Raw genomic sequence first — 23595 nt, forward strand, 5'->3', positions numbered from 1 at the left:
CCAGTTTTGCCCTTACGTCTCATCCGGTTGCCAACCCCACGCTGAGGATTGATGAAAAGCTTCAAGCGCTTAGGGACGAGGATTGTCTGAATTCGGCGTAGTTGGAACGCCATGCCTTGGGGCGAACAAAGCATGAAATCCGGCTTAGATTATACTGTCTTGAATAAAACAGTTAAATCGCCTATTTGTCGCAGTTGATGGACCCGCGCGAAAACCGGAGACAAGCGCGGAGCGCGTCAGTCGTTCGGTCTGACTATTGTGAAAGAGCGATGTCGCTCGTTGGTGCAACTGCTCCGAATATGCGAGGACAATCATGGCGATCATGTTCGTCAGAGCGCAGGTGATCAGCCGGGGAGCGGGACGCAACATCGTCGCGGCCGCCGCCTATCGTCATCGCACCAGGATGATGGACGAACAGGCCGGCACGTCGTTCAGCTATCGGCGCGGCGCCTCCGAGCTGGTGCACGAGGAACTGGCCCTGCCGGATCAGGCGCCGAATTGGCTGCGGTCGGCGGTTGAGGGGCGTTCCGTTGCCGGTGCCAGTGAAGCGCTGTGGAATGCTGTTGAAGCTTTCGAGAAACTGGCAAACGCGCGGCTGGCGAGAGAGCTGATTATCGCGCTGCCGGAAGAGCTGACGCGGGCCGAGAACATCGCACTGGTGCGCGAATTCGTCCGTGATAATTTCACGTCCGAGGCAATGGTCGCCGATTGGGTCTACCACGACAAGGATAGCAACCCGCATATTCATCTGCTGACGACCGTGAGACCGCTGACGGAAGAGGGCTTCGGGCCGAAAAACGCTCCTGTCTTGGGAGAGAATGGCGAGCCACTGCGTTTCTTCCCGCCCGGGCGGCCCGGGGGTCGGATTGTCTATAAGTCATGGGGCGGCGACAAGGAAACCTTGCAGGCCTGGAAAGTCGCCTGGGCGGAGACGGCCAACCGGCACCTGGCGCTTGCAGGCCACGAGATCCGGCTCGATGGCCGCTCCTATGCCGAACAGGGGCTTGATGGCATTGCGCAAAGACATCTCGGTCCGGAGAAGGCAGCACTCTCCCGCCGGGGTGCCGAGATGTATTTCGCGCCAGCCGATCTTGCCCGTCGCCACGAGATGGCCGACCGGCTGCTGGTAGATCCTGCGCTTCTGCTGAAGCAGTTGAGCAATGAACGCTCCACCTTCGATGAGCGCGATATCGCCAAGGCGCTGCATCGATACGTCGACGATCCCGCCGACTTCGCCAATATCCGCGCGCGGCTGATGGCATCGGACGATCTCATCATGCTGAAGCCGCAGCAGGTCGATGCCGAAACGGGCAAGGCGAGCGAACCTGCCGTCTTCACCACGCGCGAGATCCTTCGCATCGAATATGACATGTCGCGGTCCGCGCAGGTTTTATCGGAACGTCGCGGTTTTGCAGTTTCGGCCGAGAGCGTGGCCGCAGCGATCGAAAATGTCGAAACAGCAGATCCGGAAAAGTCTTTTCGGCTCGATGCGGAGCAGGTGGACGCGGTCCGTCATATCACCGGTGACAGCGGCATTGCTGCGGTGGTCGGCCTTGCCGGTGCCGGCAAGTCGACCCTGCTCGCCGCCGCACGCCTCGCCTGGGAACACGATGGCCGCCGGGTGATCGGCGCGGCCCTTGCGGGGAAGGCCGCTGAGGGGCTGGAAGACAGTTCCGGCATCAGCTCGCGAACACTCGCCGCCTGGGAACTCATCTGGGCCAATGGACACGAGACGCTTCACCGCGGTGATGTGATTGTCATCGACGAGGCCGGCATGGTGTCGTCGCAGCAGATGGCCCGCGTGCTGAAGCTCGTGGAACAAGCAGGGGCGAAAGTCGTGCTGGTCGGCGATGCGATGCAGCTTCAGCCGATCCAGGCGGGTGCGGCCTTCCGGGCGATCACCGAGCGCATCGGTTTTGCCGAACTCGCCGGCGTGCGCCGCCAGCGCGAAGACTGGGCGCGCGAGGCGTCACGGCTTTTTGCGCGCGGCGAGGTCGAACAAGGTCTCGACGCCTATGCCCGACAGGGTCACCTTATCGAGGCGGCGACGCGCGACGAAATCATCGATCGGATCGTCGCCGATTGGAGCGAAGCGCGCAAACTGGCAATCGAGACGTCGGTCCTCGAAGGCAATGACGGTCGCCTTCGCGGCGACGAACTGCTTGTGCTTGCCCATACCAATGCCGACGTGAAGCGCCTGAACGAAGCACTGCGATCGGTGATGATAGGTGAGGGGGCGCTCGGTGAGGGTCGCTCTTTCCGGGCCGAACGCGGCGCGCGAGAATTCGCCGCCGGCGATCGCATCAACTTTCTGGAGAATGCCCGCTTCCTCGAGCCCCGTGCTCCCCGTCTCGGTCCGCAATATGTCAAGAACGGCATGCTCGGGACGGTGGTGTCCACCAGCGACAAACGGGGCGACACATTGCTTTCGGTGCGTCTCGACAATGGTCGTGACGTCGTCATCAGTGAGGACAGCTATCGCAATGTCGATCATGGCTACGCCGCGACCATTCACAAATCACAAGGTGCCACCGTCGAGCGAACCTTCGTGCTCGCAACCGGCATGATGGATCAACATCTGACCTATGTGTCGATGACCCGGCATCGCGACCGCGCTGACCTCTATGCCGCGAAGGAAGATTTTGAAGCGAGGCCGGAATGGGGGAGGAAGCCGCGTGTCGATCATGCTGCCGGCGTCACCGGCGAGCTCGTGGAAACAGGACAAGCCAAATTCCGGCCAAATGACGAGGATGCCGACGACAGTCCCTATGCCGACGTGAAGGCGGATGACGGAACTGTTCATCGTCTCTGGGGTGTGAGCCTGCCGAAGGCACTCGAGGAGAGTGGCATCTCGGAAGGCGATACAGTGACCCTGCGCAAGGACGGTGTCGAGAAGGTCAAGGTTCAGGTTCCGGTCGTCGACGAACAAACCGGCCAGAAGCGGTTCGAGGAAAGAGAAGTCGACCGCAATGTCTGGACCGCGAAACGCATCGAAACCGCCGAAGCTCGCCTGGAGCGCGTCGAGCGGGAAAGCCATCGGCCGGATGTGTTCAAGCAGCTCGTCGAACGTCTGTCGCGCGCCGGTGCCAAGACGACGACACTCGATTTTGAAAGCGAGGCCGGCTACCAGGCCCATGCCGACGACTTCGCCCGGCGTCGTGGGCTCGACACTCTTTCTCGAGCTGCCGCCGGCATGGAAGAGGAGGTCTCGCGGCGGTGGGCGTGGATTGCGGAAAAGAGGGAGCAGGTGGCTGAGCTCTGGGAGCGGGCCAGCATGGCGCTCGGTTTTGCGATCGAGCGGGAGCGGCGCGTCTCCTACAATGAGGAGCGAATTGAAACGCAAAGCGTCTCGGATGCAGATGCTGGCCGTGCGCGGTATCTGATCGCGCCCACCACGGTCTTTGCCAGGAGCGTCGACGAGGACGCGCGGCTGGCTCAGCTTGCGTCGCCGGCCTGGAAAGAGCGCGAAGCCATCCTGCGGCCGCTGCTGGAGAAGATCTATCGTGACCCGGATGCAGCACTTGTCGCCCTGAACGCGCTTTCCTCGGATGCAGGCCTCGAACCCCGCAAGCTTGCCGAGGATCTTGCCGCAGCACCGGATCGGCTCGGCCGCCTGCGTGGTTCCGATCTGATCGTCGACGGTCGGGCCGCACGTGACGAGCGCAGCGTCGCGACCGCGGCATTGCTGGAACTGATACCGTTGGCCCGCGCCCATGCGACGGAGTTCCGCCGGAATGCCGAACGCTTCGATCTCCGTGAGCAACAGCGCCGCGCTCATATGTCCCTGCCGATCCCGGCGCCCTCCAGAAAGGCGATGAAGCGTCTCGTCGAGATCGAGGCGGTGCGCAGGCAGGGAGGGGACGACGCCTACAAGAGCGCCTTTGCGCTCGCCACAGAAGACCGCTCGCTCGTGCAGGAGGTCAAGGCCGTCAGCGAGGCGCTCACCGCCCGCTTCGGCTGGAGCGCCTTTACCTCGAAGGCCGATGCGGTTGCCGAACGCAACGTGGTCGAGCGTATGCCGGAAGACCTCGCGAGCATCAGAGGCGAGAAGTTGACCCGGCTGTTTGAAGCCGTGAAGCGCTTTGCCGAGGAGCAGCATCTCGCCGAGCGGCGGGATCGTTCGAAGATTGTTGCTGGCGCCAGTGCCGATCAGGGGATGGAGGCAGGCAAGGAGAATGCCGCGGTGCTGCCTATGCTCGCCGCAGTCACCGAATTCAAGACCCCGATCGACGAGGAGGCGAGATTGCGCACTCTCGCCACGCCGCTGTATCGCCAGCAGCGCGCCGCGCTGGCGACCGTGGCAAGCATGATCTGGCGCGATCCGGCCGGCGCCGTCAGCAAGATCGAAGAGCTGCTCCAGAAAGGTTTTGCTGCCGATCGCATCGCCGCTGCGGTGACCAACGATCCGGCCGCCTACGGGGCATTGCGCGGTTCCGATCGCCTGATGGATCGGATGCTGGCCGCCGGCCGGGAGCGGAAAGAGGCGGTGCAGGCCATGCCTGAAGCGGCCGCTCGCCTGCGGGCGCTCGGCTCGGCCTACGTCAACGTGCTCGATGCCGAACGCCAGGCTATTACTGAAGAACGACGGCGCATGACAGTCGCCATTCCCGGCCTGTCGAAGGCGGCGGAAGAGGCGCTTATGCGGCTGACAGCAGAGGCGAAGAACAATGGCCGCAAGCTGAGCGCCCCTGCCGCTTCGCTCGATCCCGGCATTCGCCGGGAGTTCGACGCCGTCAGCCGGGCGCTCGACGAGCGCTTTGGTCGCAACGCCATCGTTCGCGGCGAAAAGGATCTTATCAACCGCATCCCGCCGCTGCAGCGCCGTGCGTTCGAGGCGCTGCAGGACAGGCTGAAAGTCCTGCAGCAAGCTGTCCGGATGGAAAGCAGCGAGCAGATCATCTCGGAGCGGCGCCAGCGGGCTGTCAACCGCGGGCGTGGCATCGATATGAATGGCCCTTAAGCAAAACAAGAGAGGCCATTTCTGTTGATCTGTATCCATAAAATGGATCAGTCTTGGCTGGAGTGTTCCGGTTGCATTATCCGGGCTGGGAAACGAACGGATGGCAAAGAAGGTATCGCAGCTCAGGTGAGCAGAATGCGTTTATCCAGACGCATAGGCGATAAGGGGCGCCGGCGAAAATGCCAAACGACTAATTCCGATTGGATTGGAGCCGAATGCCGCTGCTGGAAATGAGGAAGATCTTCGCCGACAAAAATACGGATCCTGACGTTTCGATGGAACCCGCGCCGTTTCGGGCCGTTCTCCAGCTGACGGGAGAATACGCATGTCGAAAACCCTGCTCTACGGCGCGACGAAGATCGACGAGACCAACAGCGCTTATGCGCCGATCGAGAGCCTCGCCCAGTTCCAGTGGAAGAACCGCGTCTTCATCCTATTCGCCGACAGGGATAATTCCCGCGCTGCCCGGCAGGAAAATCACCTGCTCGCCAACCGTTCGGCCCTCGATGAGCGCGACCTGGTGGTGCTGAAGGTTTCCGGCGCCGGCGTCCGTCCGCTCTTCGGTGCGGCCGACGATCTCGACGGCGAAGCGATCCGCCGCGATCTCGAGGCGGCGGAGGTCGGCGAATTCGCCGCTTTCCTTCTCGGCAAGGACGGCACCGTGAAGCTCAAGGCCAGCGAGCCGATTACCGATGGCGAGCTCTTCGCCATCATCGACAGCATGCCGATGCGTGCTGCGGAATCGCTGAAGCCGGACAAATAAAACCCGAACGTCGCGTAAACGGAAATCATGAAAGGGAGGCGGTCATGTCCGTGCCCAACGAACCCATTCCCGACCAGCCGCCGATGCCCGGGCCTGGCTGGAAGCCAGAGCCTCCGATCAAGGAACCCGAGCCTGACCGGTTGCCCGACGAAGCGCCGGTTCCAAATCCCGACGAGAACGACGAACCGGCAAAACACACCTTCGAGACTTAAAGAAAGATGTGCCGTTCGGCGCTGACGAGTTCCTGAAGAAAATCGGCGACGCTCCTGACGCGTAGCAGGTCGCGCGCGGTTTCGTGATAGGTCGTCCAGTAAGCGCGCCGGATCGAAACCTCCGGCAAAATGCGCTGGAGTTCCGGATATTGCCTGGCGATATAATCATGCAGGATGCCGATGCCGGCGCCTGTTCGCACCGCCTCCGTCTGTCCGATCGCCGTCGAAATCTCGAAGCCTGCATCCCAACTCCGCATGACTGCGCCGGAAAAATTCAGGGACGCGGTGAAGATCAGGTCTTCGACATAGCCGATGCGGCGATGGGCCTTGAGCGCGTCGATATCGGCAGGTGCTCCCTGTGACGCCAGATAATTTCGCGAGGCATAAAGGCCGAGCGTGTAATCCGTCAGCTTCGAGGAAACGAGCCGGCCTTGGTCCGGTCGCTCGAGCGTGATGGCGATATCGGCCTCGCGCTGCGAGAGCGAGAAGGACCGGGGAACCGGTACGAGTTGGATCTTCAGCTCCGGATGGCGCTCGATCAATCTGCCCATGCGCGGCGCAAGGAAGGAAACACCGAAGCCGTCGGGCGCCCCGACGCGCACAGTCCCGGCAATTGCCGTATCTGTGTGGCCGAGGCAGGCCTGCACGGCCAGCATTTCCGTTTCCATCCGCTCTGCGGATGCCAGGAACACTTCGCCTTCGGCCGTCAGCTCGCAGCCATTCGTGCGACGGATGAAAAGCCGCGTCTTCAGCGCCTCTTCCAGCGACGTCAGTCGACGCGAGAGCGTGGCGTGATTGAGCCCCAGCCGCTTCGAGGCGGCAAGGATCTGCCCGGTGCGGGCGACGGCGAGGAAAATACGAACATCGTCCCAGTTCATGGCTTGGCACGTATTGCGATCGGATCGACCTCGATAAGCGTCAGCGATGTCACCATGTGCGCCGTCTGGTTCTTGTACTTAAGGAAATGCGGTGTTCGCAGATGGGCGTCGTATGCTTCCTGGTCGGCGTAGACTTCAAGGATACGGATCCGGTTTGGGGTGTCCCTGATGGAAACGGCGCTCAGGGAAAGGACGCCGTCTTCCAGCGCTAGGGATGCTTCGATTTCTTCCGTGAGCACTGCGCGATAGGTTTCAAGCGTGTCCGGATCGATCTCCAACTCCGCCATTCTGACGACGGGTTTCCGGCTCATCGGTTTGACCTCCCCTTTGGGGTTTGACTTGTTGGCGTGCGGTGCCAAGTTTGGAAGCAACGGCAGCGCCTGATGCAATGATAGAGCTATAATTTGCGCACAACGGTTGCTTATATCAGCGCATTGATTTGTGCAAATTGAAGTGCGATTGTCGGCCATCCAAAAACAGGAGGAACACCCATGCGTGAGATCGGTCATTTCATCGGCGGCAAACAGGTTGCCGGCACCAGCGGCCGCGTCAGCAACGTCTACAATCCGGCAACAGGCGAAGTGCAGGCGACGGTCGCGCTCGCAAGCGTCGAGGAACTGCGCGCCGCTGTCGAAAACGCCAAGGCTGCGCAACCGAAATGGGCTGCCACCAATCCGCAGCGCCGCGCCCGCGTCTTCTTCAAATTCGTCGAACTCCTGAACAAGCACATGGACGAGCTCGCCGAAATCCTCTCCAAGGAACACGGCAAGACGATCGAGGATGCCAAGGGCGACGTTATCCGCGGCCTCGAAGTCTGCGAATTCGTCTGCGGCATTCCCCATCTCGCCAAGGGCGAGTTCACCGAAGGCGCCGGACCGGCGATCGACATGTATTCGATCCGCCAGCCGGTCGGCATCGGCGCCGGCATTACGCCCTTCAATTTCCCCGGCATGATCCCGATGTGGATGTTTGCGCCGGCGATCGCCTGCGGCAACGCCTTTATCCTGAAGCCCTCCGAGCGTGATCCCTCCCTGCCGATCCGTCTCGCCGAACTGATGATCGAGGCCGGTCTGCCCGCCGGCATCCTCAACGTCGTCAATGGCGACAAGGGTGCGGTCGACGCGATCCTTACCGATCCCGATATCGGCGCCGTCTCCTTCGTCGGCTCTACGCCGATCGCTCGATACGTCTATGGCACCGCGGCGATGAACGGCAAACGCGCCCAGTGCTTCGGCGGCGCCAAGAACCACATGATCATCATGCCCGATGCTGACCTGGATCAGGCCGTCAACGCGCTGATGGGCGCAGGCTACGGTTCGGCTGGCGAGCGCTGCATGGCGATCTCGGTTGCCGTTCCGGTCGGCGAGGAGACCGCCAACCGCCTCGTCGAGAAGCTGACGCCGAAGATCGAATCCCTGCGCATCGGCCCCTATACCGACGACAAGGCCGACATGGGCCCGCTCGTCACCAAGGAAGCCTATACCCGTGTTCGCGGCCTGATCGACCGCGGTATCGAGGAAGGTGCCAAGCTCGTCGTCGACGGCCGCGATTTCAAGCTCCAGGGTTATGAAGACGGCTATTTCGTCGGCGGTTGCCTGTTCGATAACGTTACGCCTGAGATGGATATCTACAAGACCGAGATCTTCGGGCCTGTTCTCTCCGTCGTTCGTGCCCAGAACTATGAGGAGGCGCTGTCTCTGCCGATGAAGCACGAATATGGCAACGGCGTCGCCATCTACACCCGTGACGGCGATGCCGCCCGCGATTTCGCCTCGCGCATCAATATCGGCATGATCGGCATCAACGTTCCGATCCCGGTTCCGCTCGCCTACCACTCCTTCGGCGGCTGGAAGGCCTCGAGCTTCGGCGACCTCAACCAGCATGGCACGGATTCGATCAAGTTCTGGACGAAGACCAAGACCGTCACCGCCCGCTGGCCCTCCGGCATCAAGAGCGGCGCCGAATTCGTCATGCCGACGATGAAGTGATCTCCACAAGCTTCCAATCTTCAATCTGCAATCCGGGGGCGCCTTTCGGCCTCCGGATTTTTCGATTCTAAGTTGTTGATTTTTGCCCGATTTGCTTTCAGATGAGCAGCCGGGCGCGTGATTCCAGTCATGAGCCGGTCGGGCCTGTTACGCTTTGGGGGAAGCAAAATATGGATAATCGAGTGTCCGCGGGCGCCGCGGCCAACGCATTCGAGCGTGCCAGGTTCACCGGCACGGCATCGGAATATTTCGGCATCTGGATCGTCAACGTTCTTCTGACGATCCTAACGCTTGGCATCTATTCGGCCTGGGCGAAGGTGCGGCGAAACCGTTATTTCTACGGCAACACCGTCCTGCTCGGCCGCAGTTTCGAATATCACGCCACCGGCATGCAGATCCTTATCGGCCGCCTCATTGTGGTGGCCTTCGTTATCGTGGCCAACATTCTGGCGGTGATTCATCCGCTGTTCTCGCTGGTGACCACGGTCCTCATCCTCATCGCACTTCCCTGGCTGATCGTGAGGGGCCTTCGTTTCAACGCCCGCGTAACCAGCTATCGCAACGTCCGATTTGATTTCGCCGGCACTGCCGGCGGCGCCTTCGTCTCCGTCATGCTCGGAAGCCTCGTCGCCGTCCTGTCGCTGGGTCTGCTGGCGCCCTTCGCCAGCCGCTGGCTCAACCGCTACATCTTCAACAACCTCCGCTACGGCAACCGACCGTTTCAAACGGATCCCAAAGTTGGCGCGCTTTACGGCGCGCTTCTCGTCCCGGCCCTGATGGTCGTGCTGGGCGCCGTCGTGCTCGTTGCGGTGGTTGCGATCGCGGTCGTCGGAATGCAGGCGAATGACGCTGGCGCGTTCGAGCGCGATCCCGATATTGTGATGATAGTGTCGGGAATGTACCTGGCCGTCTTCGGTGTCCTGATCATCTATGGCCTTGCCGGCCTCTTTTATCGGGCAGCCGTCCACAACATCGTCTGGTCGTCGACGCAGATCGACGGCCGGCATGTCTTGCGGAGCGATCTTTCCCGTGCGCGTTATGCCTGGATCGCCATATCGAACGTCGTGGTGACGGTGCTCACCCTCGGCCTGATGCGCCCCTGGGCGGCGGTTAGGCTGGCGCGTTATGTCACCGAGCACACAGCGATCCGCATCGAAGGCGAGATCGGCGAGGTCTTTACGCAGTTTGAAGCCAGCGGCACTGCCATCGGTTCGGAATATATGAGCATGGAAGGGCTTGATTTTGGTTTCTGACGGAGAAACCATCGCGACGGGGGAATGGTATCCGCCTCATTCGAGCGCCGCCGTTCCCGCACGCCTGCTGTCGCGGGGCGGGCGCCTCATCGCCGTCACCGCGGAAGATGCGGCTCTTTCCGATGGCGCCATCGGAAACGTCTCCTTTACGGCGCGCGTCGGATCGATCCCCCGGCGTGCGGTCTTTACCGACGGTTCGGTCTTCGAGAGCGCCGACAATGACGCAATCGATGCCTTTCTTCGCGCTGGCGGCAAAAGCGGATGGGTGCATCGGCTTGAGGAGTTTCATCCCCGCATCTTCGTCTTCGCGGTCGCGGTCGTTTTGCTTGCCGTCGGAATCTATCGTTATGCGTTGCCGGCGCTCGTCGAAGTCGCCATCTTCGTGACGCCGCCTGTCGTATCTGAGATGATGTCCTATGGCGCTCTCAACACGCTTGATACGACGGCGCTGTCTCCAAGCCACATAACGGAGATCCGGCAGGCCGAAATCGCCGATCGCTTTCGAAAGGTGGCCGCCAATGCCGAAGGCGGCGCCGAGCGCTATGTCCTGAATTTTCGCAATGGAGGATTGATCGGTCCCAATGCCTTCGCGCTTCCCGACGGCAATATCGTCCTCACCGACCAGTTGATCGAATTGGCGGGTGGCGATGACGAGATGATAACAGGCGTTCTCGCCCACGAGATCGGCCATGTCGAATACAAGCACAGCCTGAGGCAGCTCTATCGGGCCGCGGGCGTCGCCGGTCTCGTCATGCTGATTGCCGGCGATATCGGCTCCGGCGTCGAGGATATCCTGACGCAAGGAGGCGGTCTGCTCGCATTGTCCTATTCCCGCAGCGCCGAGGCTGAAGCTGACCGGCGCTCGGTCGAACTGATGCGCAAGGCCGGTATGGATCCTGTCGCGATCGCCAGGTTTTTCGATCTGCTGGAAGCCAAGCTCGGCGACCACTCCCGCACCAGCATGTTGTCCACCCATCCAGGCACACCCGAGCGCAAACAGGCGATCCTCGATTACGTCGAGGTCCTGAGGCGGGATTGACGTCGCGGCAAATGGCCTCATAAGCTGAATGCGAATTTCATATTTTGGAATTGTTCAAAACTAGCAAACCGCCTATATAGGTCTGAACAGACGAGTCAGGAGAATGGCATGCGGTTGACGAAGCAGACGAACTATGCGGTTCGCATGTTGATGTATTGTGCTGCCAACGACGGGCACTTGAGCCGGATTCCGGAAATCGCCAGGGCCTATGGCGTTTCCGAGCTCTTTCTTTTCAAGATCCTCCAGCCGCTGAACAAGGCGGGTCTGGTCGAAACCGTGCGCGGTCGCAACGGCGGCGTGCGCTTGGGCAAACCGGCCGCCGACATCAGTCTTTTCGACGTCGTTCGGGTGACGGAAGACAACTTCGCCATGGCCGAGTGCTTTGAGGATGACGGTGAGGTCGAATGCCCGCTGGTCGACAGCTGCGGTTTGAATTCGGCGCTGCGCAAGGCGCTCAACGCTTTCTTTGCCGTGCTGTCGGAATACTCCATCGACGACCTCGTCAAGGCGCGTCCGCAGATCAATTTCCTTCTCGGAATCACCGGCGAGCCGGCCTATCGCAAACCCGCGATCGTTGCCCCTGCCGCCTGATCAAAAGACCAGGATGAACTTCTGAACCGCGGTTGCCCCCAGCAACCGCGGTTTTTGTTTTTGCGGGCATCTCCTTGGCATCAGGAATACGGGGAAATGCCGGCTGCGTGTCGCGATGGGCGCGCTTTTATACCAAATGCGACAAAATTTCGGTCTTTTTTGTGCGAATATTTCCGAATGAGGCTGATTTTTGACGGAAAATTTCTAAAATTGTCCAGCTGGAAAAATTTTCTGCGTAGCCCGTTGCTTTCAGTAAATAAATATCGTTCCATCGAGCGTCGACCGAGATGGCAATCTACGGTCTCCAAACATCAAAAAAGAACAACCGGGAAACAATATTATGAAAAAGATCTCTGTCCTGCTGGCAGCGACGGCCCTGATTTCCGTCATGGCGACGTCGGCCTGGTCCAAGACCCTTGTTTATTGCTCCGAGGGCTCGCCGGAAGGCTTCGACCCCAGCCTCTATACGGCAGGCACGACCTTCGACGCGTCGTCGCGCACAGTCTATAGCCGCCTCGTCGAATTCAAGCATGGCGGGACCGAGATCGAGCCGGGCCTGGCCGATAGCTGGAGCGTTTCGGCCGACGGCACGGAATACACTTTCAAGCTTCATCCTGGCGTCAAGTTCCAGACTACCGACTTCTTCACGCCGACGCGCGATCTCAACGCCGACGACGTCATCTTCTCGTTCGAGCGTCAGCTCAAGTCTGACAATCCGTGGAACAAGTATGTCGAGGGCGGTTCCTACGAATACGCGGCCGGCATGGGCTTTCCCGAGCTGATCAAGTCGATCGAGAAGGTCGATGACCTCACCGTCAAGTTTGTCCTCAATCATCCCGAAGCGCCATTCCTCGCCGACCTGGCCATGGACTTCGCCTCGATCGTCTCCAAGGAATATGCCGACAAGCTTGCCGCCGACGGCAAGATGGCGCAGCTCAACCAGCAGCCGCTCGGCACCGGCCCGTTCACCTTCGTCGCCTACCAGCCGGATGCCGTCATCCGCTACAAGGCGAACGAAACCTATTTCAAGGGCAAGGAAAAGATCGACGATCTGGTTTTCGCGATCACCTCTGATGCTGCCGTCCGCGCGCAGAAGCTGAAGGCCGGCGAATGCCACCTCATTCCCTATCCGAATGCGGCCGACGTCGCCGAACTCAAGAAGGACGAGAACCTGACCGTGCTCGAGCAGGCCGGCCTGAACGTTTCGTATCTCGCCTACAACACTTTGATTGCTCCCTTCGACAAGGCCGAAGTCCGCAAAGCGCTGAACATGGCGATCAACAAGCAGGCGATCGTCGACGCCGTCTTCCAGGGTGCTGCGGCCGTTGCCAAGAACCCGATCCCGCCGACAATGTGGTCTTATAACGATGCCGTCGTAGACGACAAGTACGATCCCGATGCGTCGAAGAAGATGCTGGCAGATGCCGGCGTCAAGGATCTGAAGATGAAGATCTGGGCAATGCCGGTTTCGCGTCCGTACATGTTGAACGCGCGCCGCGCCGCAGAATTGATGCAGGCCGACTTGGCCAAGGTCGGCGTCGATGCGGAAATCGTCACCCATGAATGGGCCGAATATCTGAAGCTCTCGTCCGACAAGAATCGCGACGGTGCCGTCATCCTTGGCTGGACCGGCGACAACGGCGACCCTGACAACTTCATGGATACGTTGCTTGGCTGCGATGCTGTCGGCGGCAACAACCGCGCTCAGTGGTGCAACAAGGAATTCGACGATCTGATGACGAAGGCCAAGCTGACGGCCGACGTCGCCGAGCGCACGAAGGCCTATGAGCAGGCTCAGCTGATCTTCAAGAAGGAAGCTCCCTGGAATACGATTAACCACTCATTGGTCTTCGTTCCGATGAGCAAGAAGGTCTCGGGCTTCTTCATGGACCCGCTTGGAATTCACCGCTTCGACGGTGTGGACATTTCCGAATAATAAAAAATCTGTAAACTGCCCGGTCAACGCCGGGTGCGGCCGGCGGTCAGGTTCCCCTGACCGCCGGAAACTATTGGAAAACCTGCTATGTTGCGTTTTTTCATCGGCCGCCTCGCGGTGCTGATCCCGACATTCCTTGGCGTTTCGCTGATAGCCTTCTCGTTCATCCGCATGATTCCCGGCGACCCCGTCATGCTTTTGTCGGGTGAACGTGTGATGGCGCCGGAACGTCACGCCCAGATCATGCACGATCTCGGTTTCGACCGGCCCATATATGTGCAGTATTTCGATTATCTCGGAAAAGTGCTGCAAGGCGATCTCGGCACCTCGATCGTCACCAAGCGGCCCGTTCTCGGCGAGTTCTTCACATTGTTCCCGGCAACACTGGAGCTTTCGCTCTGTGCCATCATTATCGCCGTCTGTCTTGGCGTGCCCGCCGGCGTCTTTGCGGCCGTCAAGCGAGGCACGTGGTTCGATCAGAGCGTGATGGGAGTTGCCCTCATCGGTTATTCCATGCCGATTTTCTGGTGGGGTCTGCTGCTCATCATCTTCTTCTCCGGCTATCTCGGCTGGACGCCGGTTTCCGGCCGCATCTCGCTGATGTATTTCTTCAAGCCGGTCACCGGATTCATGCTCGTCGACAGCTTGCTGTCGGGCCAGAAGGGAGCCTTCGCCTCGGCCGTCAGCTACCTCATTCTGCCGACCATCGTGTTGGCAACCATCCCGCTCGCCGTCATCGCACGCCAGACGCGTTCGGCGATGCTCGAAGTGTTGGGCGAGGACTATGTCCGGACCGCACGCTCCAAAGGCTTGAAGCCGCTGCGCGTCGTCGGCGTGCATGCGCTGCGAAATGCGATGATCCCTGTCATCACCACGATCGGTCTGCAGATCGGCGTTCTTCTTGCCGGCGCCATCCTCACCGAGACGATCTTCTCCTGGCCAGGTATCGGCAAATGGATGGTCGATTCGGTCTTCAAGCGCGATTATGCCGTGGTCCAGGGCGGCCTTCTGCTGATCGCCGGCGTCATCATGCTGGTCAATCTGATTGTTGATGTTCTCTACGGCTTCATCAATCCGCGCATTCGTCACTAGGAGCGGTCCATGAGCACGGTCACCGTCAAAACCGGCCAGCCATCCGCTCTTGCGGAGTTCTGGCATTATTTCTCCCGCAACAAGGGCGCCGTCATCGGCCTGGTGGTGTTCAGCATCATCCTGGTCGTTGCAGTCTTAGCGCCGCTCTTTGCGCCACATCAGCCGAACGAGCAGAACCGCCAGGTGCTGCTGGCAGTACCGTTCTGGATGGAGGCGGGCAGCGCCTCCTACCCGCTCGGAACGGATGCCGTTGGCCGCGATATCCTCTCGCGCCTGATCTACGGCGCGCGGTTCTCGCTCTTCATCGGCGTCGTCGTCGTCACGCTTTCGGTCATTTCGGGAGTCCTGATCGGGCTCGTTGCCGGATTTTTCCGCGGTAAGATCGATACGGCAATCATGCGCCTAATGGACATCATCCTGGCCTTCCCGTCGCTGCTGTTGGCTCTCGTGCTGGTGGCCGTGCTCGGGCCTGGCCTCACCAACGCGATGATCGCGATTTCGCTGGTCAACCAGCCGCATTTCGTCCGGCTGACGCGGGCCTCAGTCATTTCGGAGCGTGAGAAGGAATATGTGATCGCCTCGCGTGTCGCCGGTGCCGGCACCTTCCGGTTAATGTTCAAGACGATCCTGCCAAACTGTCTTGGGCCACTGATCGTTCAGGCGACGCTCGCTTTCTCGGCGGCAATTCTCGATGCCGCCGCCCTCGGCTTTCTCGGCATGGGCGCCCAGCCGCCGACACCCGAATGGGGGACAATGCTGGCCGAATCCCGTGAGTTCATCTCGCGCGCCTGGTGGGTGGTGACATTCCCGGGTCTTGCCATCCTCATTACCGTTCTCGCCATCAACCTGATGGGTGACGGCTTGCGCGACGCGCTCGATCCCAAACTGAAGAGGTCGTGATGTCACTCCTCGAGATTGAAAATCTGACGGTCGAATTCCAGACCTCTTCCGGTCTCTTCCGCGCCGTCGACGGCGTGTCTCTTGCCTGCGACAAGGGCGAGATCCTGTCGGTCGTCGGCGAATCCGGCTCGGGTAAATCCGTGGCCATGCTGGCCCTGATGGGGCTTTTGCCCTGGACGGCGAAGATCACCGCCGACCGCATGCAGTTCGACGGCAAGGATCTGCGCGGTATCTCCGCCCGCCAGCGCCGCAGGATCATCGGCAAGGATATGGCGATGATCTTCCAGGAGCCGATGTCGAGCCTCAATCCGTGCTTCACGGTCGGTTTCCAGCTCGGCGAGACCCTGCGCTTTCATATGGGCCTCAACCGCAAGGAGCGCCGCGAACGCTCTATCGAGCTCCTGAACCTCGTCGGCATTCCGGCCCCGGAAGACCGCCTGTCGAACTTCCCGCATCAGATGTCTGGTGGCATGAGCCAGCGCGTCATGATCGCCATGGCGCTCGCCTGCAATCCGAAGCTCCTGATCGCCGACGAGCCGACGACAGCGCTCGACGTGACGATCCAGGCGCAAATCCTCGATCTGCTCGTGCGTCTGCAGAAGGAGCACGGCATGGCGCTGGTGTTGATCACCCACGACATGGGTGTCGTTGCTGAAACCGCCGAGCGCGTGCAGGTACAATATGCCGGCCAGAAGGTCGAGGAGCAGCCGGTGAGGGCGCTGTTTCGCGATCCGCATCATCCCTATACGGCAGCTCTGCTCGCCGCCCTGCCGGAACGCGCCAAGGTCGGCCAGCGTCTGCCCTCGATCGCCGGTGTCGTTCCCGGCCAGCACGGCCGCCCGACGGGCTGTCTCTTCGCGCCGCGCTGCGGTTATGCCACGGTCGAATGCGATCGCGGCGTGGTGCGCCAGGGCCCGGAGCTCGGCCAGGCTTTGTGCAATTATCCATTGAAGGACGGCAAGCCGCTGGGGCATCCCGGTGTCATCGCCGTTGAAACTGCAGGAGACTTGGTATGACTGGCGCTGTTCTCGAGGGCAGGGATCTCGCCCGTTTCTACACGGTCAACCGCGGTCTCTTCAAAGCCGACGCCACCGTCAAGGCGCTGAACGGCGTCAGCTTCAGCCTGCATTCCGGCAAGACGCTCGCCGTCGTCGGCGAATCCGGCTGTGGCAAGTCGACACTCGCCCGTCTGGTCACGATGATCGAGGATCCGACGGCCGGCGAATTGCTGATTGACGGCAAGCCGGCGCGTGTCGGCGACCGCAGCTTGCGCAGCCAGGTGCAGATCGTCTTCCAGAATCCTTACGGCTCGCTCAACCCGCGCCAGAAGGTCGGCGCGATTCTTGAAGAGCCGCTGAAGATCAACACCAATCTCGACGCGGCCGCCCGCCGCCGCAAGGTGGAGGAGATGATGGCCCGCGTCGGCCTGCGCCCGGAGCATCATGGCCGTTACCCCCATATGTTCTCCGGCGGCCAGCGCCAGCGCATCGCCATTGCCCGCGCCCTGATGCTGCGGCCGAAAGTGCTGGTGCTCGACGAGCCGGTTTCGGCCCTTGATCTGTCGATCCAGGCGCAGGTGCTGAACTTGCTGATGGACCTGCAGAAGGAGATGGGCCTTGCCTATCTCTTCATCTCGCACGGTCTCTCGGTCGTCCATCACATCGCCGACGAGGTGATGGTCATGTATCTCGGCCGCCCGATCGAAACCGGCCCTGCCGCTGAAGTCTTCGCCCGGCCGCGCCATCCCTATACGGCCGCCTTGTTGTCGGCGACCCCGATCGCCGATCCCGAGCGCGAGAAGACCCGCATCCGCCTGCAGGGCGAACTGCCGTCGCCCTTGAAGCCGCCGTCGGGCTGCCACTTCAATCCGCGCTGCTGGAAGGCGCAGGACTATTGTCGCCAGGTTTCTCCCGAATTAAGGGGAGAAGGCGCACAACAATATGCCTGTCATTTCCCGCTCGACTGAGCGGGAAGATAAGCTGAGGAGTAAACATGCCGGATGAGCAGATGAACAGGCCTCATGCGATCATCGTCATGGGGGTCAGCGGCTGCGGTAAATCCTCCGTCGGCGAGAAGCTTGCCGAAGCGCTGCGCCTGGCCTTCGTCGAAGGCGATGCGCTTCATCCCGCCGCCAATGTCGAGAAGATGTCGAAGGGCATTCCGCTGACCGATGAGGACCGGATGCCCTGGCTCGACCGCATCGGCGAAGACATCAAGGCCTCGCTGGAAAAGAGCGAGGGTATCATCGTTTCCTGCTCGGCACTGAAGCGCATCTATCGCGACAGGCTACGGGCCGCTGCCGGCGGCAATCTGTTCTTCGTTTATCTCGAAGGTTCCAGAGCGCTGCTGATGAAGCGTATGGCCGAGCGCAAGGGACATTTCATGCCGGTCTCGTTGCTCGATAGCCAGCTGGCCACACTTGAGGTGCCGACAGGCGAGCAAGGTGTCGTCACCGTCGATATCGACGACACGGTAGAAGGCATTGCGACAAAGGCCTTTAAAGGCCTTGCCGCGCTCGGTGTTACGGGTTGAAACGCTGCGGCGAATAGGCCGCGATATCGATGAACGGCGTTTCGCCGGTGATGACTTCGGCAAGCACACGGCCGGTCACCGGCCCGAGCGTCAGGCCGTGATGGGCATGGCCGAAGGCAAACCACAGGCCCTGATGGCGCGGCGCCTTGCCGATGATCGGCATCATGTCTGGCGTGCAGGGTCGCGCACCCATCCAAGGCTCGGGATCGAGCCTGCCTCCGAGCGGGAAGATCGTGCGGGCCACGGCTTCGGCGCGGTCGAGCTGGACCGGCGTCTTCGGCGCATCGAGCGTTGCAAACTCCGCCCCTGTCGTCAGCCGGATGCCGCGGTTCATCGGCGCAAGGAGATAGCCGCGCTCGGCATCGAGCGTCCAGTTGTTGAGCACGGCATTGCCCTCAGTGGCATAATGCATGTGATAGCCGCGCTTGACGCCGAGCGGGAAGGAATAGCCGAGCCGGCGCGTCGCAACGGCCGCCCAGGGGCCGAGCGCTAAAACCGCATCCTCGGCTTCGAGCGGACCTTCCGCCGTCATGATCTTCCAGCCGGAGCCGAACGGACCGAGCGAGGCGGCATCACCCGTGACGAACCGGCCGCCAAGGCTTTCGAAATAGCGGCGATAGGCCGATGTCAGCGCATGCGGGTCGAGCACCGACCAGGGATCGCGCCAGTGGATGCCGCCAGCAAAATCGCCGGTCATATGAGGTTCCATGCGGGCGATATCGGCCGGAGTCAGGCTGTCATACTCCACGCCGAATTCATTCTGCCAAAGTGCTGCCTCTGCAAGAGCGCCGTCCCGCTTGGCTTGCGTGCGGAAAATCTTCATCCAGCCGTCCTTGCGGATCAGCCCTTCGGCCTGCGACGCTTCGATCAGATCCTTATGTTCGACGATCGAATTTTCGATCAGCGGCGCATAGGCCCGGGTGATGATCGCGTGGCGCCGCGCATCGGAGTTCCACCAGTAGCGGGCGAGAAAGGCGATCTGGCTCGGCAGCGTGCGCAGGTGATAATGCGCGTCGATGCGGTTATTCAGCGCATAGCGCAGCAAGAGCCCGAGCTGCTGGGGAAAGCCGTAGGGTGCCACACCTTCGCGCTGGATCAGGCCGGCATTGCCGAAGGAGGTTTCGCTGCCCGGATCCTTGCGGTCGATCAGCGTCACCTGCCGGCCGCGCCGCTGAAGATGGATGGCCGTGGAAACCCCGACAATGCCGGCGCCGAGCACGATTGCGTTCTTCGTCATTTCCGCTTGAATTCCGCTTTGTTTATCGGGTGAAAATGCCCGCGCCGATACTGCGACGCAAACGAAAAATCGCTTTCATTTCAAAATCATTGCGCTTTTCAGTACGGCATTTTCAGCCTTCACACGGATATAGAGGATAAGCGCGTTGAGAACGGAAAAGACAATCGCGTAAAACGGCAGGCCGAAGGCGAGGGGAAGGGCGGCGATTTCGCCGACGACGATCGCGTAGTTCGGATGGCGGAGGAAGCGATAGGGCCCGGATCTGACGAGCGGCGCGCCGGGCAGGACGATGATGCGCGTCGTCCAGCGGTCTTTCAGCGTCGCCAGCACCCAGAGCCGCAGCGCCTGCAGCCCCATGAACACCAGAAACCAGAAGAGCGCGACCGGCCTGCCGGGGGCAAGCAGCCAAAGGCCGATGATCCAGCCGGCATGCAGCGCCACCATGAAGGGATAATGCTCGGGTGCCACCTCTCTGGCACCCCTGGCAACAAGCGCCGCCGTATTGCGCCGGGCAAGCACGAGTTCCCCCAGCCGCTGCAGCGTCACGAAGGCAAGGAGCGCGATCGACGGCCACATCATGCGACCCTCCTGAGCGTCACGCAGCTCGCCGAAAAGCCCGGCCCCATGGCGATCATCGCGGCGCGCTCTGGCAACCCGGCGTGGATCGCCCGCTCCAGCACGAACAGGATGGTCGGCGAGGACATGTTGCCGTATTCGGCAAGCACAGCTCGCTCGTGATCCAACGTGCCCGGGACCATCGAAAGCGCGCTCTCCATCGCGGCCAGCACCTTCATGCCGCCGGGATGGCAGATGAAGCGGTCGATATCCTCCACCCTTAGCCCGTTGCGGGCCAGAATGGCCGTCACTGCCGGGCCGATCTCCTTTTCGGCAAACGGCGGCAGCGATTGCGCCAGCACGATGCCGAAGCCGCCGTCATCGATCTTCCAGCCCATGATATCGAGCGTGTCGGGAAAGAGATGCTCGCCGGTCGATTCCACCTCCGCCAGCCCGTCTTCGCCTGATCGCAGCACGCAGGCGGCAGCGCCGTCGCCGAAAAGCGCCGTCGCAATGATGTTCGGCCGGGTCAGCTCGTCCAGCCGGAAGGCCAGCGTGCAAAGCTCGATCGACACGAAAAGCACAACAGTGCCCGGCCGGCTTCGCGCTAGTCGCGAGGCGATCGCAAAACCTGAGACGCCAGCAGCACAGCCGAGCCCGAAGACCGGCACGCGCTCGATATCGGGTTTGAAACCCATCCTGCGGCTAAGCTGCGCATCGAGGCTCGGCGTCGTAAAACCGGTGGAGGAGACCGTCACGACACAATCGACATCGCTGGCCTCAAGCCCCGCCTGGCGAAGGGCAGAGCTGGCAGCTTCGACGAAAAGCCCGCCTGCCACCTCTGCAAAAGCCTGCATTCGGTCCTGCCACCCATGCGGCTCGTCGAACCAGGCAAGCGGCCGCGCCGCATGGCGCTTGTCGATGCCGGCGCTGTCGAAGACGCGGGCAAGATGGCGGAAATCCCCGAAACGGTCGGCAAACAGCCGGGCCGAGGCTTCGGCCGCCTGTTTTTGGAAAATGACATGTTCGGGTGTGGCAACGGCGAGGCTGACGAGTTTGACGGTATCGGTCACAGAATTCTCCTTGTCCCTCCGGCGGAACGAAGGAAAACACGCGGACGCCCAAATTATTCAGCTCTGAAGCTTCACGAAAGGGTGAAGAAAGAAATGCAAGCGGCAGCCGAATAAAGCGGGATGCAGCGGTGTTCTCTCGTCGCAACGTCACTTTCGAGGAGTTTCCCCATGACGATTATGACAGCCCGCATCGCTTCCATCATTCTCGGCGGCTGCCTTGCCGCTTCTGTTGTCTCCGGCCCGGTTTTTGCGGTTGGCGATGATAGCAGCACAACGCCCACCTGCAAGAAGGGCGAGATCTACGACCAGAAGACCAAGAAATGCGTCAAGCAGCAGAGCGCTAACGTCTCCGACGAGAACCGCGCCGACTATGCCTATTCGCTGGCCAAGGCCGGTCGTTATGTGGAGGCGCTTGCGGTGCTCGACACGGTCAAGGATCAGAACACCGCCGAAGTGCTCAATTATCGCGGCTATGCCACGCGCAAGCTCGGCCGCACCGACGAAGGTATCTCCTATTACTTGCAGTCGGTGAAGATGGATCCGCAATACGCCAAGGTCCGCGAATATCTCGGTGAAGCCTATGTCATCAAGGGCCAGCTCGACCTCGCCAAAGACCAGCTGAAGTCAATCAAGGCGATCTGCGGCACGGCTTGCGAGGAATATCAGGATCTGAACGCTGCAATCCTCGATCCCTCGAAGATCTGATCAACAGGCACGGCGGGAAGACTTGAACCGCAAAAGGGACGTAAGAATGTCGGTCGCGCGCACCCATTTTCCTGCCTATAGTCGCGCGAGAACGGAATCGCCGGTTCATCCGGCGGTTTCGAGGGATGCAGGATCGGCGGAGGCGGCCATCGCGAGCGAAGCGGATATCAGGAGCGGCCTGACGGAAAATCTGGCAAGGCTCTGGCGTTATGGTCTCCTTCTCTCGCATCAGCGCGATGTCGCCGACGACCTGGTGCAAGCGACCTGCCTTCGCGCGCTGGAGCGCGCCGATCAGTTCATCCCCGGCACCCGGCTCGACCGCTGGCTGTTTTCGCTCCTGCATTCGATCTGGCTGAACGAGATCCGCTCCCGCCGGGTGCGCCAGGGCCAGGGTTTCGTCGATGCCGGGGAGACGCTGATCTTCGACGGCGCGCACGACACCGAAACCCATGTGATGGCGGGTCAGGTGCTGAAGCAGGTGAATGCGCTGCCCGAGGCGCAGAGAACGGTGGTTTTCCTCGCCTATGTGGAAGGACTTTCCTATCGCGAGGTTGCAGGCATATTGGATATCCCGATCGGAACCGTGATGAGCCGGTTGGCGGCGGCCCGCGCCAAGCTCTCCGGCGCCGGACCGGAAGGGGGACGGCAATGACGACGAAACAGACCATTCCCTCCGACGAGCAGCTCACAGCCTTCATCGACGGCGAACTGACGGCCGAAGAGGCTGCGCGCATTGAGGCCATGGTGAAGGAAGACGAGAGCGTCGCCAAACGGCTGGAATTCCTGGCGCGCGCCAGCCTGCCGTTCGAGCAGGCCTTCGCCCCGCTCCTATCGGAAGCGCCGCGCGAGAAGCTGCAGGCGATGCTCGCCGCCATCCCGGCGCACCAAAGCGCAAAATCCGGTCCCGCGCCCGCATTCGCCAGCCGCCGCCGCTTCCTCGGCGCGCTCGCCGCCTCGCTGGTCGCCGGCATCGCCATCGACCGCGCCGTCATCGGCATCGGAGCACGGTTTTCGGCAAAGGACGAAAACAGCGAGTGGCGCGCCGTGGTCGCCGATTATATCTCGCTCTATACCGCCGAAACGTACGCCGGCCCCGCCCCCGGCAGGGAGGATCAGGCCGCCCAGCTCGCCGGTCTTGACGAGAAGCTCGGCCTGTCACTCTCCCCCGAAGCCGTCTCGCTGCCGGGGATTGATTTCAAACGCGCCCTGCTGCTGCAATATGATGGTAAGGCGCTCGCCCAGATCGCCTATCTCGACCCCGAGACCGGGCCGATGGCGCTCTGCATCGTCAAGTCTGACGCGGGGCCGAAGGCGCCGGACCTCGAAAACCGCAAAGGTATGAATGTCGTCTACTGGTCGAACGCGACGCACGCTTTCATGCTGATCGGCCGCATCCCCGTAGACCGGGTGCAGGAATTGGCGGAGAACGCCCGGAGCAGGCTTTCAAGCTGACCAGCTCAGCAGGACTTCAGCTTCGCCGGGTTTTTTTTAGGGAGCACGTTTGAGCTCGAAATTGACGCTTTGAACAAGAACATCGGCTTCACCACGGTCGGACAGGACACTGTCGTCAAGCTCGACGCCTTTCCCTTCACTCGCTACGGAACGATCGCAGGCCACGTCACCAAGATTGCGGCAGATGCGATCCTCGAACCCGACGCGGCACGCCGTGAGGGCGACCCCGCGGCACGACGGCCGGAGACAACGTTCGACGGCGCCGAAACAATGCGGACCTCTCGCTTTCCCGATATCACCAAGCCTGAGGCTTATTAAATTTCAGCAGATGACCGTAACGTCAATTTAAGTGCCGCCGTGGCAGCAATTGCGAAGGTTCGGACGGGCGAGCACCAGGATCCTGGAATATGTCTTCTGGCCTTCGATAGA

At 61.2% G+C, this 23595-nt stretch carries 22 protein-coding genes; 17 read left to right on the forward strand and 5 right to left on the reverse strand.

The window, feature by feature from the left end:
• The first annotated feature begins 313 nt into the window (after window positions 1-313).
• The 3 genes from traA (at window position 314) to RlegSU303_RS02005 (ending at window position 5935) form a co-directional block, all read left to right on the forward strand.
• Window positions 314-4960, forward strand: coding sequence for a Ti-type conjugative transfer relaxase TraA (gene traA, locus RlegSU303_RS01995; RefSeq protein ID WP_231283394.1), 4647 nt, complete (start codon window positions 314-316; stop codon window positions 4958-4960).
• 325 nt (window positions 4961-5285) lie between these two features.
• A complete protein-coding gene (locus RlegSU303_RS02000) occupies window positions 5286-5723 on the forward strand; it encodes a DUF4174 domain-containing protein (RefSeq protein ID WP_017959046.1) in 438 nt (145 codons plus the stop codon).
• 44 nt (window positions 5724-5767) lie between these two features.
• A complete protein-coding gene (locus RlegSU303_RS02005) occupies window positions 5768-5935 on the forward strand; it encodes a hypothetical protein (protein WP_017959047.1) in 168 nt (55 codons plus the stop codon).
• Here the strand turns inward: RlegSU303_RS02005 and RlegSU303_RS02010 are convergent.
• Both RlegSU303_RS02010 and RlegSU303_RS02015 read right to left on the reverse strand, forming a co-directional pair.
• Window positions 5932-6813, reverse strand: coding sequence for a LysR family transcriptional regulator (locus RlegSU303_RS02010; RefSeq protein ID WP_064652521.1), 882 nt, complete (start codon window positions 6811-6813; stop codon window positions 5932-5934). The two genes, RlegSU303_RS02005 and RlegSU303_RS02010, sit on opposite strands and share 4 nt — an antisense overlap.
• Entirely contained in the window at window positions 6810-7124 is a 315-nt protein-coding gene (locus tag RlegSU303_RS02015) for a putative quinol monooxygenase (protein ID WP_064652519.1), read from the reverse strand. The genes RlegSU303_RS02010 and RlegSU303_RS02015 overlap by 4 nt, the downstream gene beginning before the upstream one ends.
• 180 nt (window positions 7125-7304) lie before the next feature.
• Between RlegSU303_RS02015 and RlegSU303_RS02020 the strand changes: the two genes are divergently transcribed.
• The 10 genes from RlegSU303_RS02020 to RlegSU303_RS02065 all read left to right on the forward strand — a co-directional run bounded on the left by RlegSU303_RS02020 (window position 7305) and on the right by RlegSU303_RS02065 (window position 18144).
• Window positions 7305-8801, forward strand: coding sequence for a CoA-acylating methylmalonate-semialdehyde dehydrogenase (locus RlegSU303_RS02020; RefSeq protein ID WP_231283395.1), 1497 nt, complete (start codon window positions 7305-7307; stop codon window positions 8799-8801).
• Window positions 8802-8971: 170 nt separating this feature from the next.
• Complete coding sequence (locus RlegSU303_RS02025; RefSeq protein ID WP_017959051.1) at window positions 8972-10054, forward strand: YjgN family protein; 1083 nt, start codon at window positions 8972-8974, stop codon at window positions 10052-10054.
• Window positions 10044-11093 carry a M48 family metallopeptidase gene (locus RlegSU303_RS02030; RefSeq protein WP_017959052.1) on the forward strand — a complete coding sequence of 350 codons (1050 nt, stop codon included), beginning with the start codon at window positions 10044-10046 and terminating at the stop codon, window positions 11091-11093. The genes RlegSU303_RS02025 and RlegSU303_RS02030 overlap by 11 nt, the downstream gene beginning before the upstream one ends.
• Before the next feature lie 108 nt (window positions 11094-11201).
• Window positions 11202-11684, forward strand: a complete 483-nt coding sequence (gene rirA / locus RlegSU303_RS02035) for an iron-responsive transcriptional regulator RirA (protein ID WP_017959053.1) — start codon at window positions 11202-11204, stop codon at window positions 11682-11684.
• 340 nt (window positions 11685-12024) lie between these two features.
• Window positions 12025-13620 carry an ABC transporter substrate-binding protein gene (locus RlegSU303_RS02040; protein WP_077977679.1) on the forward strand — a complete coding sequence of 532 codons (1596 nt, stop codon included), beginning with the start codon at window positions 12025-12027 and terminating at the stop codon, window positions 13618-13620.
• Between the two features lie 87 nt (window positions 13621-13707).
• A complete protein-coding gene (locus RlegSU303_RS02045) occupies window positions 13708-14712 on the forward strand; it encodes an ABC transporter permease subunit (RefSeq protein ID WP_017959055.1) in 1005 nt (334 codons plus the stop codon).
• A 9-nt stretch (window positions 14713-14721) separates the two neighbouring features.
• The gene (locus RlegSU303_RS02050) at window positions 14722-15612 is read left to right on the forward strand and encodes an ABC transporter permease subunit (RefSeq protein WP_077977680.1); all 891 of its coding nucleotides are present in this window, start codon (window positions 14722-14724) and stop codon (window positions 15610-15612) included.
• A complete protein-coding gene (locus RlegSU303_RS02055) occupies window positions 15612-16628 on the forward strand; it encodes an ABC transporter ATP-binding protein (RefSeq protein WP_077977681.1) in 1017 nt (338 codons plus the stop codon). Before RlegSU303_RS02050 ends, RlegSU303_RS02055 begins: the two co-directional genes overlap by 1 nt.
• Window positions 16625-17578, forward strand: coding sequence for a peptide ABC transporter ATP-binding protein (locus RlegSU303_RS02060; protein WP_027666445.1), 954 nt, complete (start codon window positions 16625-16627; stop codon window positions 17576-17578). Before RlegSU303_RS02055 ends, RlegSU303_RS02060 begins: the two co-directional genes overlap by 4 nt.
• A gap of 26 nt (window positions 17579-17604) precedes the next feature.
• The gene (locus RlegSU303_RS02065; protein WP_231283396.1) at window positions 17605-18144 is read left to right on the forward strand and encodes a gluconokinase; all 540 of its coding nucleotides are present in this window, start codon (window positions 17605-17607) and stop codon (window positions 18142-18144) included.
• Here the strand turns inward: RlegSU303_RS02065 and RlegSU303_RS02070 are convergent.
• The 3 genes from RlegSU303_RS02070 to RlegSU303_RS02080 all read right to left on the reverse strand — a co-directional run bounded on the left by RlegSU303_RS02070 (window position 18134) and on the right by RlegSU303_RS02080 (window position 21009).
• Window positions 18134-19381, reverse strand: a complete 1248-nt coding sequence (locus RlegSU303_RS02070) for an NAD(P)/FAD-dependent oxidoreductase (RefSeq protein WP_231283397.1) — start codon at window positions 19379-19381, stop codon at window positions 18134-18136. The two genes, RlegSU303_RS02065 and RlegSU303_RS02070, sit on opposite strands and share 11 nt — an antisense overlap.
• Window positions 19382-19456: 75 nt before the next feature.
• On the reverse strand, window positions 19457-19960 hold the full coding sequence (locus RlegSU303_RS02075) for an isoprenylcysteine carboxyl methyltransferase family protein (RefSeq protein WP_231283398.1): 504 nt from the start codon (window positions 19958-19960) through the stop codon (window positions 19457-19459).
• Window positions 19957-21009, reverse strand: a complete 1053-nt coding sequence (locus tag RlegSU303_RS02080; RefSeq protein ID WP_231283399.1) for a type III polyketide synthase — start codon at window positions 21007-21009, stop codon at window positions 19957-19959. Before RlegSU303_RS02080 ends, RlegSU303_RS02075 begins: the two co-directional genes overlap by 4 nt.
• Before the next feature lie 168 nt (window positions 21010-21177).
• Between RlegSU303_RS02080 and RlegSU303_RS02085 the strand changes: the two genes are divergently transcribed.
• The 4 genes from RlegSU303_RS02085 (at window position 21178) to RlegSU303_RS02100 (ending at window position 23484) form a co-directional block, all read left to right on the forward strand.
• Complete coding sequence (locus RlegSU303_RS02085) at window positions 21178-21714, forward strand: tetratricopeptide repeat protein (RefSeq protein ID WP_231283400.1); 537 nt, start codon at window positions 21178-21180, stop codon at window positions 21712-21714.
• Window positions 21715-21760: 46 nt separating this feature from the next.
• On the forward strand, window positions 21761-22366 hold the full coding sequence (locus RlegSU303_RS02090) for an RNA polymerase sigma factor (RefSeq protein ID WP_231283401.1): 606 nt from the start codon (window positions 21761-21763) through the stop codon (window positions 22364-22366).
• Window positions 22363-23166, forward strand: coding sequence for an anti-sigma factor family protein (locus RlegSU303_RS02095; protein WP_231283402.1), 804 nt, complete (start codon window positions 22363-22365; stop codon window positions 23164-23166). Before RlegSU303_RS02090 ends, RlegSU303_RS02095 begins: the two co-directional genes overlap by 4 nt.
• A 69-nt stretch (window positions 23167-23235) precedes the next feature.
• Window positions 23236-23484 carry a hypothetical protein gene (locus RlegSU303_RS02100; RefSeq protein WP_064652494.1) on the forward strand — a complete coding sequence of 83 codons (249 nt, stop codon included), beginning with the start codon at window positions 23236-23238 and terminating at the stop codon, window positions 23482-23484.
• Window positions 23485-23595 lie beyond the last annotated feature (111 nt).

It is taken from the genome of Rhizobium sp. SU303 (assembly GCF_021052345.1).
In the GTDB taxonomy this organism is placed as follows: domain Bacteria; phylum Pseudomonadota; class Alphaproteobacteria; order Rhizobiales; family Rhizobiaceae; genus Rhizobium; species Rhizobium laguerreae.

Coding starts and splice junctions, on each gene's coding strand:
- traA (WP_231283394.1), top strand. CDS start 314: ATGGCGATCATGTTCGTCAGAGCGCAGGTGATCAGCCGGGGAGCGGGA.
- RlegSU303_RS02025 (WP_017959051.1), top strand. CDS start 8,972: ATGGATAATCGAGTGTCCGCGGGCGCCGCGGCCAACGCATTCGAGCGT.
- RlegSU303_RS02065 (WP_231283396.1), top strand. CDS start 17,605: ATGCCGGATGAGCAGATGAACAGGCCTCATGCGATCATCGTCATGGGG.
- RlegSU303_RS02075 (WP_231283398.1), bottom strand. CDS start 19,960: ATGATGTGGCCGTCGATCGCGCTCCTTGCCTTCGTGACGCTGCAGCGG.
- RlegSU303_RS02070 (WP_231283397.1), bottom strand. CDS start 19,381: ATGACGAAGAACGCAATCGTGCTCGGCGCCGGCATTGTCGGGGTTTCC.
- RlegSU303_RS02015 (WP_064652519.1), bottom strand. CDS start 7,124: ATGAGCCGGAAACCCGTCGTCAGAATGGCGGAGTTGGAGATCGATCCG.
- RlegSU303_RS02085 (WP_231283400.1), top strand. CDS start 21,178: ATGACGATTATGACAGCCCGCATCGCTTCCATCATTCTCGGCGGCTGC.
- RlegSU303_RS02020 (WP_231283395.1), top strand. CDS start 7,305: ATGCGTGAGATCGGTCATTTCATCGGCGGCAAACAGGTTGCCGGCACC.
- RlegSU303_RS02060 (WP_027666445.1), top strand. CDS start 16,625: ATGACTGGCGCTGTTCTCGAGGGCAGGGATCTCGCCCGTTTCTACACG.
- RlegSU303_RS02045 (WP_017959055.1), top strand. CDS start 13,708: ATGTTGCGTTTTTTCATCGGCCGCCTCGCGGTGCTGATCCCGACATTC.
- RlegSU303_RS02000 (WP_017959046.1), top strand. CDS start 5,286: ATGTCGAAAACCCTGCTCTACGGCGCGACGAAGATCGACGAGACCAAC.
- RlegSU303_RS02040 (WP_077977679.1), top strand. CDS start 12,025: ATGAAAAAGATCTCTGTCCTGCTGGCAGCGACGGCCCTGATTTCCGTC.
- RlegSU303_RS02005 (WP_017959047.1), top strand. CDS start 5,768: ATGTCCGTGCCCAACGAACCCATTCCCGACCAGCCGCCGATGCCCGGG.
- RlegSU303_RS02055 (WP_077977681.1), top strand. CDS start 15,612: ATGTCACTCCTCGAGATTGAAAATCTGACGGTCGAATTCCAGACCTCT.
- rirA (WP_017959053.1), top strand. CDS start 11,202: ATGCGGTTGACGAAGCAGACGAACTATGCGGTTCGCATGTTGATGTAT.
- RlegSU303_RS02050 (WP_077977680.1), top strand. CDS start 14,722: ATGAGCACGGTCACCGTCAAAACCGGCCAGCCATCCGCTCTTGCGGAG.
- RlegSU303_RS02090 (WP_231283401.1), top strand. CDS start 21,761: ATGTCGGTCGCGCGCACCCATTTTCCTGCCTATAGTCGCGCGAGAACG.
- RlegSU303_RS02095 (WP_231283402.1), top strand. CDS start 22,363: ATGACGACGAAACAGACCATTCCCTCCGACGAGCAGCTCACAGCCTTC.
- RlegSU303_RS02010 (WP_064652521.1), bottom strand. CDS start 6,813: ATGAACTGGGACGATGTTCGTATTTTCCTCGCCGTCGCCCGCACCGGG.